Annotated in this window: 15 protein-coding genes and 3 pseudogenes; 5 read left to right on the plus strand and 13 right to left on the minus strand. The window is 36.5% G+C overall.

Annotation, left to right across the window (positions count from 1 at the left end):
• Positions 1-274: 274 nt before the first annotated feature.
• Positions 275-1,495: a YhgE/Pip domain-containing protein gene (locus tag AZE41_RS18815; protein WP_067212770.1), complete on the plus strand. Its 1,221-nt coding sequence runs from the start codon at positions 275-277 to the stop codon at positions 1,493-1,495.
• Positions 1,496-1,960: 465 nt separating this feature from the next.
• Here the strand turns inward: AZE41_RS18815 and AZE41_RS18820 are convergent, their stop codons facing one another.
• The gene (locus AZE41_RS18820; protein WP_067212780.1) at positions 1,961-2,833 is read right to left on the minus strand and encodes a LysR family transcriptional regulator; all 873 of its coding nucleotides are present in this window, start codon (positions 2,831-2,833) and stop codon (positions 1,961-1,963) included.
• 121 nt (positions 2,834-2,954) lie between these two features.
• On the opposite strand from AZE41_RS18820, the gene AZE41_RS18825 reads away from it, so the two are divergent.
• Positions 2,955-3,908: a DMT family transporter gene (locus AZE41_RS18825; protein ID WP_067212782.1), complete on the plus strand. Its 954-nt coding sequence runs from the start codon at positions 2,955-2,957 to the stop codon at positions 3,906-3,908.
• 597 nt (positions 3,909-4,505) lie between these two features.
• Here the strand turns inward: AZE41_RS18825 and AZE41_RS18830 are convergent.
• From AZE41_RS18830 to AZE41_RS18855, 8 genes and pseudogenes are all read right to left on the minus strand, one after another.
• Entirely contained in the window at positions 4,506-5,267 is a 762-nt protein-coding gene (locus AZE41_RS18830) for an alpha/beta hydrolase (RefSeq protein ID WP_067212784.1), read from the minus strand.
• 16 nt (positions 5,268-5,283) lie between these two features.
• Positions 5,284-5,460 (minus strand): annotated as a pseudogene (locus AZE41_RS22385) (iron chelate uptake ABC transporter family permease subunit); the annotation flags it as partial.
• Between the two features lie 72 nt (positions 5,461-5,532).
• Positions 5,533-6,549 (minus strand): FecCD family ABC transporter permease, encoded by a 1,017-nt coding sequence (locus AZE41_RS18835; RefSeq protein WP_418064632.1) that lies wholly within the window; start codon positions 6,547-6,549, stop codon positions 5,533-5,535.
• Positions 6,527-7,525 (minus strand): FecCD family ABC transporter permease, encoded by a 999-nt coding sequence (locus AZE41_RS18840; RefSeq protein ID WP_067212786.1) that lies wholly within the window; start codon positions 7,523-7,525, stop codon positions 6,527-6,529. Before AZE41_RS18840 ends, AZE41_RS18835 begins: the two co-directional genes overlap by 23 nt.
• Before the next feature lie 14 nt (positions 7,526-7,539).
• Positions 7,540-8,481 (minus strand): ABC transporter substrate-binding protein, encoded by a 942-nt coding sequence (locus AZE41_RS18845; RefSeq protein ID WP_067212789.1) that lies wholly within the window; start codon positions 8,479-8,481, stop codon positions 7,540-7,542.
• Positions 8,482-8,483: 2 nt separating this feature from the next.
• A complete protein-coding gene (locus AZE41_RS18850) occupies positions 8,484-9,272 on the minus strand; it encodes an ABC transporter ATP-binding protein (RefSeq protein ID WP_067212792.1) in 789 nt (262 codons plus the stop codon).
• A gap of 241 nt (positions 9,273-9,513) precedes the next feature.
• Positions 9,514-9,700: pseudogene (locus tag AZE41_RS23755) on the minus strand (ATP-binding protein); the annotation flags it as partial.
• Positions 9,701-9,918: 218 nt separating this feature from the next.
• Positions 9,919-10,566, minus strand: a pseudogene (locus tag AZE41_RS18855) (DUF421 domain-containing protein); the annotation flags it as partial.
• 253 nt (positions 10,567-10,819) lie between these two features.
• On the opposite strand from AZE41_RS18855, the gene AZE41_RS18860 reads away from it, so the two are divergent.
• Positions 10,820-11,161 (plus strand): transposase, encoded by a 342-nt coding sequence (locus AZE41_RS18860; protein WP_067212795.1) that lies wholly within the window; start codon positions 10,820-10,822, stop codon positions 11,159-11,161.
• A 5-nt stretch (positions 11,162-11,166) separates the two neighbouring features.
• Complete coding sequence (locus tag AZE41_RS18865; protein WP_197485341.1) at positions 11,167-12,018, plus strand: IS3 family transposase; 852 nt, start codon at positions 11,167-11,169, stop codon at positions 12,016-12,018.
• Between the two features lie 66 nt (positions 12,019-12,084).
• On the opposite strand, the gene AZE41_RS18870 is transcribed toward AZE41_RS18865, so the two are convergent.
• Positions 12,085-12,354, minus strand: coding sequence for a hypothetical protein (locus AZE41_RS18870; RefSeq protein ID WP_156476104.1), 270 nt, complete (start codon positions 12,352-12,354; stop codon positions 12,085-12,087).
• Between the two features lie 307 nt (positions 12,355-12,661).
• On the opposite strand from AZE41_RS18870, the gene AZE41_RS23490 reads away from it, so the two are divergent.
• A complete protein-coding gene (locus AZE41_RS23490) occupies positions 12,662-12,796 on the plus strand; it encodes a hypothetical protein (protein ID WP_257722491.1) in 135 nt (44 codons plus the stop codon).
• A gap of 248 nt (positions 12,797-13,044) precedes the next feature.
• Here the strand turns inward: AZE41_RS23490 and AZE41_RS18875 are convergent, their stop codons facing one another.
• The 3 genes from AZE41_RS18875 to AZE41_RS18885 form a co-directional block, all read right to left on the minus strand.
• Positions 13,045-13,515, minus strand: a complete 471-nt coding sequence (locus AZE41_RS18875; protein ID WP_067212800.1) for a peptide-methionine (S)-S-oxide reductase — start codon at positions 13,513-13,515, stop codon at positions 13,045-13,047.
• A 193-nt stretch (positions 13,516-13,708) separates the two neighbouring features.
• Positions 13,709-13,936 (minus strand): DUF2798 domain-containing protein, encoded by a 228-nt coding sequence (locus AZE41_RS18880; RefSeq protein ID WP_067212803.1) that lies wholly within the window; start codon positions 13,934-13,936, stop codon positions 13,709-13,711.
• Positions 13,937-14,022: 86 nt separating this feature from the next.
• Positions 14,023-14,457: a MarR family winged helix-turn-helix transcriptional regulator gene (locus AZE41_RS18885; RefSeq protein ID WP_067212805.1), complete on the minus strand. Its 435-nt coding sequence runs from the start codon at positions 14,455-14,457 to the stop codon at positions 14,023-14,025.
• Between the last annotated feature and the right edge of the window lie 201 nt (positions 14,458-14,658).

The following is a 14,658-nucleotide window of genomic DNA, read 5'->3' on the forward strand; positions in this document are numbered from 1 at the left end:
CGAAGCATTATAAACAAACGTCACCAATTAGAAGTGAAGCTTCATTTACCTGAAATTAATTCACGCAACTGAGACTTAGACGATTAAAAGATGAAAGTCGCACGCACGGTGTGGAGCAGGGAAAAAGGTGGGGATAATAGCAAAACCTTACCTAATTGCTACGAATAGAAATCATCCCCCATACACATGCTGTCGTTAAACACCTACACTTTAGGCTACATTCAAACATCAATAATAGCCATTGGTTCACTCTATTTTTAGGGAGAATGATGCCTTGAAAAAGTTATTAAAAGTACATGCAATTTGGACACCCCTTTGGACTGTCGCATTAATCATGTTATGTATGATTAGTATTTATCTACCAGTATTTGGCGGCACAAGTCCAAGACTAACTGATTTCCCTCTTATTATCGTTGATGAGGATGAAGGAGTATCCTCTTTCATCACAGGTAAAGAAATTGTAGATAATCTTATAAAAAAACAAAATGGTCATACTTTTAGCTGGAGTCTGGTAGCAACTAAAGAAGCTGCAATAAATGAAATAAAAAACAATCAAGCCTATGGCGCTTTACTAATTCCACCGGGGTATTCTAGTGACATTTCGGAATTACGCGATGTTCTGATGACAGGAAAAACGGAGGGAAAGGCTGCTAAGCTAGAAATTTTGATTAATGAAGGTGGAGGACAGTCGACAACTACTATAGCAACAAACGCGCTAGAAACGCTCGCCACTCTCGCTTCAACCAATATAAGCGACCATTTAAAAGAAGAATTAATCAACAACACTATTCAATTGCCCCCTCAAACCGCAACTTTAATGGATAACCCTATTCAGTATACGATGACAAATGCACTGGGACTTCCTAAAAACATAAATAATGGAATGACGCCCTTTATGATTGTCCTGATCACTTCCATTACGGGGCTGATGGGCGCAAATATGATTCGTAGTTATCTTAATATAATTAGTTCGAGTATTAGAAGTGACGGCCATCTATTAAGTGACACGAAAGTCTTTTTAACTGAAATGGTATTAGGGGTTATTTTATCTGCAATCGTGGCGGCCGTTTTGCAAATCGTTGTATTTGGCGTTTTCGGAAGCTCCCATTCGACAAGCATCTGGCTCATTTTCTTATTCACGTTTTTGTGCTGCATGACGATGTATTTCCAATTTAAAATGATTGCGCTGTTTTTGGGGAAATGGGGGATGCTGGTGATGTTCCCTATCAATATCATGGGCATCTTCTCCAGTGGAGGTGCTGTTCCAATCGCGACATTACCTTTTATCCATCACTTTTTCAGCACATTCTTACCAGCACGTCATATGGTTGATGGGTTAAGGGTGATGCTTTATTACAATGGAAGTTTGCAAGCAGGCCTTGGAACAGCCTTATTGATTATCCTACTATACTTTGTCATCTTCCTAGGAGCTTGTCTAGCTGTCGTTTATAATACTTATAAAAAAGAGCAGGTCCAATCAAAGGAATGTATCTGAATAAAAATCAGGACCTATGCAACAACGAACAATTCGCCCAATTATATAAAAATGCAAAGAAGATTAGATATTGAAGTAAATACCTAAGCCACGCCTTATAAATAGGTTATTGGGAGAGTAGTGTCACGCACAGACATCTGACAATAGGTTAATTGCAGAATTCTCAGGATTGGTTGGACATTTCGATACTTTCGTTGGACACTTTAAAATCGGCACCTTTGCAACAAACCACCAATACCAAATTCCTACATCCGTGCAAATGTATCAAAATAGGCCCATGGTTGATTTACATTTTTTTGATAAACCGAATGAAGAATGCCTTATGTCTATAATGGAAAATCCGTGTCGCTTTGTCATTGTCCAATTGGACGAGGGTAAAGCGATATAATAGGCACCCGGGCAATTCAGAATGCAGTAGGTAATTGGGACCTTTCATGAGTACCTAGAACTCCCAGCATTTTAACGCTAGGAGTTCTTCAACCATGCTTTCATATAGTCAATAACTTTTTGCGCTGCTGGAGAAATAGTGTTGAAGGATGGGGCTGCAATACCGATGGAGCGATAATGTTCTCCTTCCAAGCTCAGGATGCGAACATTATGCGGAACACGGTACAAAACCATTTCAGGAAGAATACTAATTCCCATCCCATTTTGAACCATCGAAATGATTGCTTGATCATCCGCAAGTTCAAATTTAATATGAGGGGTTACATTGTTTTCATGAAAAATCCGCTTTAAATCATTATCGCTCCCTTTCTTCGACATAATCAGCATCTCTTCTTTAATGTCTGCAAAACTGACCTCCTGTTGGTTTGCGAGGCGATGCTCGTCAGGAAGAATGCACAGCATACGGTCTTTTTTTAAGAAAATCACTTCAAATGACTTCGAAGTCGGTAATGAGACAAACCCAAAATCAACCGCACCCGTTGCGATCCAATGCTCAAGCGTATCGTAATCCCCCTCTAACAACTTGATTTCGATAGCAGGTAGATCTGCATTAAAACTTTTCAGGATTTCTGGTAGCCATTGAACGGAAACACTCGAAAAAGTTCCAATGCGGACGGTGCCAATTTCAAGACCCTTAATATTCGCTATTTCTTGCATCATTTGTTCATTCCACTTTAACATTTCATGGATATGCCTTAATACGCGTTCTCCATTACTAGTCAACTTGATCCCCGCACGTCCTCTAATCAAGATTGTAAATCCCCATTCGGATTCAAGGCTGGCAATTGCATGACTCACGGCGGATTGCGTTAACCCATGGATCTCTGCTGCTTGTTTGAGACTCCCTGATTCTACAACAGTGCTAAATATTTCAAACTTGACCAGTGACAACTTCCCCACTCCCTTTACATGAATTTTATTCATCTAACAGCTTAAAAACATTCATTTTTATTATCTAAACTTAACATGTATACTAAAAAACAATCAATAACTTTCGTTGAATTTTGGCACAATGAATGGAACTGGAGGGTGTAAGACGGATAATCCAATAAGTAGGGGCACACAAGTAAAAGCGGACTTGATGATGGTCATGGTGACAATGTTATGGGGTGCATCCTATTTGTTTATGAAGATGGGCCTCCATTCGATTCAAGAGTATAACCTAATTGCATTACGTTTTGGGATTGCTTTTCTTGTAGCTGCACTCGTATTTTATCGACGCCTTCTCAAAATTGATGGTAAAACGATCACATATGGATTTTTACTCGGATCGCTGTTATTCTTGTGCACTTCCGCTGTAGTAAGCGGTTTAAAAACGACTTCAGTTTCAAATGCCGGATTTTTATTTAGTCTCGCGGTTATCTTTGTTCCTTTGTTAGTAGCACTCTTTTCTCGAAAGAAACCTAAAAAAAGAGTGATGATTAGCTTGTGTATCTCGATTACAGGAATCGGTCTTTTAACGTTAAACCAGACATTCCACATCCATGCTGGCGATTTCTTGTGCATCTTAGGTGCCTTATTTTATGCCCTTCACATCATCGTTACAGGGAAAGCAACAAAAAATGTGGATGCCATCTCCATTGGGATCATACAGCTTGGGGTTGCAGGTGCATGGGGACTTCTCTTTTCACTATTATTTGAAAAACCACAACTTCCAAGCAACATCGAGTCATGGAGTGCGATTTTGGCATTAAGCATTCTGTGCAGTGCAGTTGGATTTATTGGCCAAGCTGTAGCCCAAAAACATACAACACCTACACGTACTGGTCTGATTTTTTCATTAGAGCCTGTATTTGCAGCATTCTTTGCTTTTATTTTCGTAGGTGAAATCCTTACAAATAAAGGATATGTAGGGGCTGTCCTGGTGTTACTCGGGGTACTTGCCGCGGAAATCAATTTAAAGAAATTACTGGGGAGAAGAAACTTTTTATATACAATGAGTCGGTCTAGGGAGAGCGGATTATAGGTGCCAGGTATCTAGACTAGTTAGAATTCAAAGGAAACCTCACTGTTTGTTGGACGCTTTAAGACTTTCGTTGGACACTGGACCTAGTTGGTTGGACACTTCAGGATTTTGTTGGACACTTCGAAATGTTTGTTGGAAACCTCTCTGTTTGTTAGACACTTTAATGCTTTCGTTGGACACTGGACCTAGTTGGTTGGACAACTTCAGGATTTTGTGGACACTTCGAAGTGTTCGTTGGAAACCTCTCTGTTTGTTGGACACTTTAATGCTTTCGTTGGACACTTGGCCTAGTTGGTTGGACAACTTTAAAATTCGGTACCTGCAACAAATAACACCGAATAATTCACCTGATTGTATAAAAACACAAAGAAGATTAGATATTATAGTAAATACCTAATCCGCGCCTTATAAATATATAATTGTATTGAATTGCCAGAATAGGTACCTGAAATTCAAAGACATTGGTTTCGGGCGGCCATTTTTCGTGAAACATAGCGGTTAACTTATATTATATTATACGCTGGCACTCATTATAATCGTCACATGCTAACGAGCATTCATGAGACATTCTCCAAATAATAGTCGGTTCAACAGCTATCATTTCTTAGTCATTAAAAATCGCAATGCTTGACTTATACTCGTTGCAACGATTGACAAATGATTTTCATGCGGTGATGTATGAAATTGTACCGATTGTAAGGGTAATGATTCTAAATGGCAAAATAAGGACCGTGCATTTTCATACATCCGATGTTTTACCTCTTGCTCCACTGCAATGAAAATCGCACATTCTACTTGTGAGATCTGCAAAGCTTCTTGTAATACTTGCTCTTGATTCCACCAAAGAGACGGACTACAGATATAATAATGTGAGAATAATTGAGGTTCTCGAACGAGCGTCTGAACAAGAAGTAATCCACCTAAAGAATGCCCAAATATAAGTTGCTGTTCATCATTCATATCAAGCATTTGTCGAACGATTTCTTTCACTTCTTTTAATAGTTCTAAAAAATGCTCTGCTCCTCCAGAAATAGGCCAAGGCGCTCCAGGAGGATATTCCGGTAAGTTGATAACTTCACTTTTTGGTGTGAAGTCATATACCCGTTGAGGAGGAAAGATATCTTCTTGCTCATATCCAATCGATACAATCACCGACAGAGACACACCTGTACTTTCAGTATGTAGCGACTGCAATGCCACAACATTTTCAAAGAGAACACCATAAGCGTTACCGTCCAAAACGTAGAGGACTGGGTATCCTTCTTCTGGTGCCCGTTCCTTTGGAATTGCGATTGTAATTCGATATGCATTTTCCCACAAAGGGTGACGTATTGTTTTCACTACATGTGTATAACTCATAACATATCTCCATTCTTTATACTGTATTTTTTCGCCTATTCCTTATTAATAAATAAATGAAATACGGCACCCCTATAATTGAAATGACAATCCCGACTGGTAGTTCCGCAGGTGCGAATATCGCCTTCCTAATCCAATCTCCTGTTAAAACAAGAATTACACCGACAATTCCACTCACCGGAATAAATGGATTGAAGGTCTGCTTAGTTACATCAAGGTTTTTTTCCTAATTCACTGGGCGAAATTTGAGTAAATAAGTAAGGATTCATACCTTTTTTCTTAATAAGTATAAGAAATACGGTGCTCCTATAATAGCAACGATAATTCCAGCTGGAATAGTTGCCTCACTGTAAATGATTCTACCAATTGTATCAGCAAAAACTAATATTGCCGCACCGATTAGGGGTGACAAAAACAAAAAGTTTTGATGTTTTGAACCGACCAATTGTTTTGCAATATGAGGTGCAATTAATCCGATAAAACTAATACTTCCTACAACGGAAACGGCTGAGGCTGCTAATGCTACGGCGATAATTAGTAATAGTATGCGATCTCGCTTAATCGAAACACCTAATCCTTTTGCCACAGTTTCATTCAAAGCTAGTAGATTCATCGATTTTTGTTTCGAATATAAAATAGGTACCGCTATTATAAGCCACGGAAGAAGTGCCAAAATGAATGGCCAATCTGCTCCCCAAACATTTCCAGATAGCCACTTTGCAACAAATTGTACGTCCTCTTGTTTTGCACCCGAGATTAAAATGATCATTAAACCTGATAAGGCTGATGCAAATCCTACACCCATCAAAACTAGTTTTATTGGTTGAATTCCATTTCGTTTATCCACTGCAAAAATAAATATAAACATAGCTACAATTAGTGCGCCTACAAAGCCAACTGCCGGTAATATATAGGAATAATATTCTAATTTAGCATCGACAAATAAATAAAACACTGTAATGGCAACACCTGCCCCAGCGTTTATTCCAATAATCCCTGGATCAGCTAAATCGTTTCTCGTCAATGTTTGTAAAATCGCACCAGATAAAGCAAGTGACATTCCGGCTAAAGCAAGAACAAATACACGAGGCATACGAACTGAAAATAAGATGAATTCCTCTTTAAATGTACCTTCTCCTAAAATTGTCGGAATAAGTTTACTAAATCCGATCGAAGAGGGGCCTAAGCCAATACCTGCAATTATGCTTAGTAGTAGTAAAACGATCATTAAACAATACATAAACAGCTTGTTATTTTTTTTATACAAAGAAAGTACGACCACCTTTCTTTACTATATATATGAAGAAAGGTAAACCAACTAATGCTACTAATGCAGCTACAGGTATTTCAAATGGAGCAATAATTTTCCGGCTAATAAAGTCTGTGAAAATCATAAATGTTCCTCCGACAATAATGGACATCGGTATGATGAATCGGTAATCTGCACCAACGATTTTACGAACGATATGGGGAATAAATAGGCCGATGAAAGATAAACTCCCTATTAATGCAACGGCTGCACCAGCTAATATAATGACAATTAACATTAAAAGCGATTTGATTACTTTTGTTTTTTGTCCAAGCCCTATTGCTAATTCTTCATTTAAACTAAGTAACGTTAATTGTTTACTATATATAATAGCAATAACTAGTCCAACAATAATGAAAGGAACGATGATCAAAGTAGGCCATGTTGTACCGATTAAACCACCAGCAGTCCACATGCTAATGTTTTTAGAGACATTAAAAACGATGCCAATTCCGTCTGAAATTGCTTGTAGAAACAGAGAAACGGCCGCCCCTGCTAAAACAAGTTTTAGAGGAGATAGACCGTTTTTGGAAGAAACACCTATACCAAAGACAATTAACATCCCAATTGCTGCACCGATAAAACAACTTAGCATAAGCATTAAAAACGGGAGGCCAGGTATAAAAGCTAAAACCAATGCAAGAGCTAGATTAGCACCCGAAGTTAACCCGAGTAACCCTGGATCGGCAAGCGGATTTCTCGTCATTCCTTGCATGATTGCACCAGCAACTGCTAATGCTGCACCTACAAAAAATGCTGCGATGACGCGTGGTATACGTATTTCTCTGAGAATTTCATAATAGGAGCCGCCGCTTTTTGCGATTATTGCTTCATACAAATCTTGAAAACTTGTATTTGCTGCCCCAAAGCCCAATGCTACTAAAATTATTAGTATCAATACAATTAATGATAGGAGCATTTTACTTATAACGGAATAAGATGCTTTCATCAAATACCCCTTTCTTAGTTACCTAAAAAAGATTTTTTAAAGAAGTCTAATTGGTAATCTAACGAATAGGAGTCATTATAGTAGAATGCGGGACCTTCAGCATAAAAGACATTGCCATTTTTTACTGCCGGGATATTGTTATACCAGTTTGAGTCAAGAAATGTAGTATCTTGACCTTCTCTAACCACGTTTAGTACTAAGAAATCACCAATATAGTCACCAAATACTTCTTCTGAAATTGTAAAATAACCTGGGTCAAGTACCACATCTTCTACAGATTGGGGCATTTTCAAGCCCATCGCTTGGTATATAATTTCCGTTCCACGTCCCCAGTTATCTCCGAATAAAGAGATTTGCTTATCATAGTTTCCTGCTACAGTAACCGTTACATCTTCACCATATTTTTCTTTTATTTCTTCACCTACTGCTTGAGAACGTACTTTAAAATCTTCTACCCAAGCAGTTGCTTCAGCTTCTTTATTAACAACTTTAGCAACTTCAATATGTTGTTCTAGATAGCCTACAGCACCGTATGTAAATAACACTGTTGGCGCAATTTCTTGTAACTTGGCAGCATCTTCCACATCTACTGAACCAATAATTAAATCTGGGTCAAGTTCGATAATTTTTTCATAATCATCACTTGCTATAACTTCAGCATTTGCTAACCCTTCAGCAAAGTTTGGATTATCTTTTAACCAAGAATCTGCGCCGACAATATTAACACCTAATTGGATTAAATCTCCCGCGTATAATGATAAAACGACTACACGTTGAGGATTAGCGGGCACTTCAATTGGACCTGATTCTGATTGATAAGTGATTGTATCAGATGTTGTTTTAGACGTTTCTGTATCGTCATTTTTTGTTGTTTCTTCCTTAGTTGAATCCTCATTTCCACATGCTGCTAATACAAGCATTAAAGCTGCTACTATAAATATAAGCCGTTTTTTCATCGTTATTCTCCTTTTATAAGATCATATGTAATACACATTGGTTTGTTTGAACGAGGGTCTTTACAAATTACGGCATCAATATCGAAGACTTTATGTAAAACTTCTGGTGTCATCACTTCTTCTGGCGTTCCAGATTTTATTAAAGATCCATTTTCAAGAGCAATCATAAAATGTGAAAATCTTGCCGCATGATTTAAATCATGTAACACCATAACAATTGTTCGATTTTCTTGTACATTTAACTTTTGTAACAGTTTTAACACTTCGAGTTGGTGTGCCATGTCTAAATATGTTGTAGGCTCATCTAAAAAAATTATGTCTGTATTTTGTGCCAGAGCCATCGCAATCCAAACGCGTTGTTTTTGTCCTCCTGAAAGTTCATCTACTAAGTCATCTTTAAATTCATAAACGTTTGTAGATTTCATTGCCCACTCAATTATTTTCTTATCTTCTTTTTTCAAGTTTCCAAAACCTGATTGATATGGAAAACGTCCATAAGAGACCAATTCTTCAACTAAGAGTCCAACTGCACTATCTTGCGTTTGTGGTAGTATTGATAGTTCTTTTGCCATTTCTTTTGTATTCCGCTTCTGTATATCAGCTCCATCAAGCAAAACTTGTCCTTTTTGATAAGGAATAATTCTTGTCATTGCTTTTAATAATGTAGATTTTCCACATCCATTTGACCCTATAATTGTGGTAATCTTCCCATCAGGAATCTCAATTGTTAAGCCGTTAACAATTACTTTTTTGTCGTAACCAACTTCAACGTTACTAACCTTCATTCTCATTTACTATTATTACCTCCTAAACGAAAATGATAATCGTTATCAACTAGAGCCTGCGTTTAAATTATGACCTTTTTCAAATTATTTGTCAAGGACAACTTTGGAAGACAAAATTTTAGTACTTTTCCCGCTGATTTCTCAGCAATAAGTAGGCATAACCACGAAAATAACTATGTATATTTGTACAAAATCACTTGTTTTCCTTCATTAAATGATCCTCGAATCCATATAAACATCAAGCTATTTAAACAATGGTCGTGTGACGTAAAACCCGGTCTAAAATTGCGGTTGCTTCCTGAAAGAATACGTCCCATGTACATTTACCGTCAGGATCATAATCTTCTTTTCATATCGCATATCAATAAGTTGAAAAACAGCCTCGCATCTTCTGCCTCAATTGGAAGATAACCAATCTTATTGACAATCAAAAGCGGTTCTTACGCTCTTTTCGGAAAAAAATCGGTATCTGTGCAACAAACAACTACGAATAATTCACCGAATTGTATAAAAACACAAAGAAGATTAGATATTATAGTAAATACCTAATCCACGCCTTATAAATATGTAACTGTGGTGAATTGTCCGAATAACCCCGTGCATAGGTACCTGAAATTCAAACTGATTAGTTTCGCGCGCAGATACCTGACACTCAGTGTTTTATAGTCGGTATGGCTAAGTTCTTTTCATTTTTTAAAGAAATATGCAGTTCAAGATTGCGATTGATAGAGGCAAAAAAAACATCTTTTAGATCATTAACTCCTTGATTGTCTAATTCTTGTTTTAGCCATGCTTCATCTAAATTAACATCTCTTAACACGTCTGTGTAAAGTGTTCCTTCTACGATAACAGGAAAGGAAATCGTAGACGTTGGTTTTATGATATTCATATCTTCTAGCGTCACCGAATTCTTTTGTGGTTTTTTTAATACACTTAATGCCCCGTTTGCTTCAATAATTGCTGTTTCTACTTCGTTAATATCAAATACATCTTTTTCTCTAAGCATTTGAAGGATATTATCAATAGAATAACGAATTTTCTTTAAGTTTTCATTTACAAATTTCCCATTTTGAAGGACAACGGTTGGTTCAAATGTTAGTAATCTGCCTATTTTACGATTAGATATTTTCCATCTCGTAACAATCCTTTGAAAAACGCCAATCGCAATGATAGCAAAAGCAGTCGGTAAATGTTTAATATCAGGTTCAGCAATATCAGCTCCAACAAGTGCTCCTAATATGATGACGATTAAAAAGTCAAATACCGGCAATTCACCAATGGCACGTTTCCCCATAAATAGATACCTGCGTCCATGACTGAAATTGATTAATAATAGTAATTATCACAACAAAAAGATGAACAATTTACTCAATTGAATGAAAAACCAAAGAAGATTAGATATTATAGTAAATACCTAATCCTCGCCTTATAAATATGTAATTGTAGTTAAAAATTAGAATAGCTTTATGCACAGTGGTCGACCCCCTTAAAACGGACAAAATAGGGTATAGAATATACAAAGCCTTATTATTCTATTTAAAGGAGAGGTTATTATGTATATCCGGAAAAAGTTAAAAAAGCGTCGTTCAACATTTGAAACAAAATTATATGCGGTTACACAAGTGATAGAGTTCAACCGAAACAAAAGGCTTGTTGCCGAAGAAATTGGCTTCAGTGTAAATTCAGTAATTAATTGGGTCAAAACCTTTGAACAGCACGGTGAGACTGGTCTTCAATCGAAATACCCAGACTTACTATCAGATGATAGGATTGAATTAGAACGCCTACGTTGCTTTGAGAGGAAATATTATCAACAACAAGAGGAGATTGAAATTCTAAAAAAGTTCCAGGTCTTTCTCAAGGAGAACGAAAACAAAAGTCATATGATGCCATAACTTCTTTGAGAAAGGAATATTCGGTTGAAAGACTTTGCAAGACACTTGGTGTATCAAAAAGTGGGTATTATGATTACATGAAGCGCCCACAACAAGGACCATCAGATCGTGATCTCCGAGATATTAAAGCTATAAAACGAACGTATAATAAGAGCAAAGGTACTTATGGTTGTAAACATATTGCAGGAGAACTTAAAGAAAGAGGCCACATTATAAACCATAAACGCGTGGCCAGATTAATGCATGAATTGAATTTAGCATCTAAGATAAGAAAGGCAAGAATCACTAGAGAAACAAGAACAAACCTTGTTGGCCATGTTTATCCAAATATATTAAATCGAAATTTTGATGTAGATTCTCCGAATCTAAAATGGGTTATGGACCTCACCGAAATCAAAGCAGAGGGCGCAAAACTGTTCATTTCAGCTATTGTTGATTTGTTCAATCGAGAACTAACTGCGCTGGCTGTTGGTTCCAGGCCGATTTATGAGCTAGTGGAAGCTACTATTAATATGGCAATGAATGAACGTGATCTTCAGTCGATGAAAGGCATTCTCTTCCATACCGATCAAGGAAGTGTCTTTACATCACTTCAGCACCATAAGAAATCAAAGGAACTTGGCTTTACGCCAAGTATGTCGAGAAAAGCAAACTGTTGGGACAACGCGGTCATTGAAAGTATCTTTTCTCACTTCAAAACCGAATTTGATTTTCATTATCCTTTGAATAATTATGCACAGGCTAAAATCGACTTACTGGCCATCCGCAACTACTTTAACAATGAGAGAAGCCAAAAACGTTTAGGGTATAAGACACCTAAAGCCTTCTTGGAAGCGCACTTGTTACCTCAAAGCTAGTATTTAACTGCGTCCGATATATAGGGGGCAAACCACAGGAACCTAAATATAATCTACCGTCACCATTCACCCTACACTACTTAAACTCCGTCTCCACTTCCGTCCATCCCTACGATGCGTTGGTGGTATGTGATGGTAATAGACGAATGGGAGACCCATGTCCTTGACACTTTCTACATAAGTCCAATTTACATAGGTAAGATCACCTCTTCTAGATAGCCCATTTCCAAGTTCTTCATCAACGATCGTAATCGTCCCACTATCCCTCTTTCTCAGATTATCAATCAATTCTTGTGTGTCTTTATTGTTACCCAATATGATAAATGCTCTCTTCATCCATATAACCCCACTTCCCATTTTAATAAACCCCATATTTAAGTACAGCAAGTTAGCCTTATGTTGAATTACTCGATCATAATTCAGAAACTAATGCACGCACTTCTTATAAGTCTATAGTATCATAAAATCAGAATAAATAAATAGTTACCACTTATATTTGCCTACTAATTGCGTGGTTGCAACAAACAATAGTATACAATTCACATAATTGCACAAAGATTAGAGGGGTTAGGCTTTTTTATCTTTCAAAACCCTTAACACTGTAAACTTCCACTTTCTTATCGTTTCCCCATTGGTAAACTGATTGGTAAGTCTAACGGCAATCGCTGATAAAAACTTGGCAGAAGTGGTTCGTTCTTATGGTCGTAATCATTACCAGCGTGAAGAAAAAGTAAATTTCATCACGTTGTATCCTTTTGCGAATGGTTTGTCTACATAGAGTATGAAAGCATCGTTCGTCTAAGCAAAAGACATCATGGATCCATAAAGGTTTTTTTTTGTAGCGAAGGATACCTGCGCACAACATACTCGATCGGCACCTGTGTAACAAAAACCAATTCTCTAAATTGTATAAACACGAAAAAAAAGATTAGATATTATAGTAAATACCTAATCCACGCCTTATAAATATGTAATTGTAGCAAGTATTCAAAATGTCGACACATTACCTGAAATTAATATTCTCCCCTACTTATACCTACTTAATAGTTCTTCTGGAATATGACAATAATCATTTGGACATCTAGCTAACCTATCTTGATGTTCTTCTGCACTTCTCACATAGTTTGTAAGAGGTAATACTTCAACAACTATGAGGTCATAATCATTTCTCCCACTAAGAAACGTCTTTGCCTCTTCTAAGTGTTCAGGCTTTTCACTATATACGCCTGTTCTGTATTTTTCGCCAACATCCTGTCCTTGTTTATTCAAACTGTATGGATCAATGATTTCAAATAAATACCCCATTAATTCGCTGATTGTTACAACTGTCGGATCAAATCCTGTTTTTACACATTCGGCGTACCCATCATAATTACCCTCAAGTGTATGACTTGTTCCATTAGCTCTTCCTGCTTCTGTAAACGTAACTCCGGGTAACGTTTTTATAAAAGCTTGTACTCCCCATAAGCATCCACCTGCAAAATATACTACTTCCATATTACTCTCCTTTTTGTTGAAAAATCACAAGAAATCCATTCCAAGTAAATAGGAAAAAACTGTAATCACCTTATTCTAAATCTATAACTAGAGATCTACAGCTTTAGTTACCAGTTCATCTAATACATTACAAAAAAATTCATTTTTTTTTGGATTTCGAGTTTTTTGATTAGCATCATGCAGCGTATATTTCTTAGACAAATTCAATTTTGGCCATAACTTTCTGGATATAGCGTGGGAAAAAGTAAGCTGCAAAAAAGGCACAAATGAAAGCTCTACTCCATGTTATTAACCATGTTTTCAAAAAGGTACTTCCATACCCAATATTAATTGACACTAATACAAACGAAATAAACATACTAATACTAAAAGCCATTAAAAAAGCAAAAATCAATTGTTTATAGCGTGCTTTAATTCTCAAAATACTCCTCCTTAATTATCTTACCTAGTAAGATAATTACTTATAGAAAAAGTGTACCACTTTTCACAACAATTCTCTAATGTATTTTATAATTTTTGATTCAGTTTTTGAAATACTGAAATCATTTGATCCAGTTCATTTTCTTCTAAATCCACTAGTAGCTGCGTAAAACTCATAACACGACTTTTAATTATTTGGTCAACAATCTTTTCACCTTCTACTGTTAAAGTCAATTCCACGATTCGTTTATCTTTCGGAGAACGCTTTTTTTGAATTAAATTATGTTTTAAAAGTGTTTCCGTTAAAACAGTACATCCACCCGAAGTGATGCCTAAATAATTTGTAATATCACTTGCTCTACATTTTTCTACATGATGCAAATGTATAAGAATCGTAATATGACCATTACTTAATTTATATTCCGTTTTAGGATAAAAGTTTTGTTTTGCTTTCATTTTCCCAAAAACATCTTGGAATACATTTTGAAATTGCTCTAATTTATCTGTACGTTTGTTATCCACTTAAAAGCTCCATTCTTTTATTTCATATGCTTATATAGTAACAAAAATTTGTTAGGAACTCTTATGATAGAGCGGCATCGACCCCCATTATTTTATTTGTAAAATCGGTACCTGCAACAAACAACAACAAACAATTTACACAATTGTATTAAAACGCAAAGAATATTAGATATTATAATAAATACCTAATCTACGCCTTAT

Source organism: Sporosarcina psychrophila, from assembly GCF_001590685.1.
Taxonomy (GTDB): Bacteria; Bacillota; Bacilli; order Bacillales_A; family Planococcaceae; genus Sporosarcina; species Sporosarcina psychrophila.

Excerpts from the sequence above, each read along its gene's own strand:
- AZE41_RS18870 (WP_156476104.1), bottom strand. The coding sequence starts at position 12,354 with ATGAAGAGAGCATTTATCATATTGGGTAACAATAAAGACACACAAGAA.
- AZE41_RS18830 (WP_067212784.1), bottom strand. The coding sequence starts at position 5,267 with ATGAGTTATACACATGTAGTGAAAACAATACGTCACCCTTTGTGGGAA.
- AZE41_RS18840 (WP_067212786.1), bottom strand. The coding sequence starts at position 7,525 with ATGAAAGCATCTTATTCCGTTATAAGTAAAATGCTCCTATCATTAATT.
- AZE41_RS18845 (WP_067212789.1), bottom strand. The coding sequence starts at position 8,481 with ATGAAAAAACGGCTTATATTTATAGTAGCAGCTTTAATGCTTGTATTA.
- AZE41_RS18860 (WP_067212795.1), top strand. The coding sequence starts at position 10,820 with ATGTATATCCGGAAAAAGTTAAAAAAGCGTCGTTCAACATTTGAAACA.
- AZE41_RS18850 (WP_067212792.1), bottom strand. The coding sequence starts at position 9,272 with ATGAGAATGAAGGTTAGTAACGTTGAAGTTGGTTACGACAAAAAAGTA.
- AZE41_RS18875 (WP_067212800.1), bottom strand. The coding sequence starts at position 13,515 with ATGGAAGTAGTATATTTTGCAGGTGGATGCTTATGGGGAGTACAAGCT.
- AZE41_RS18825 (WP_067212782.1), top strand. The coding sequence starts at position 2,955 with ATGAATGGAACTGGAGGGTGTAAGACGGATAATCCAATAAGTAGGGGC.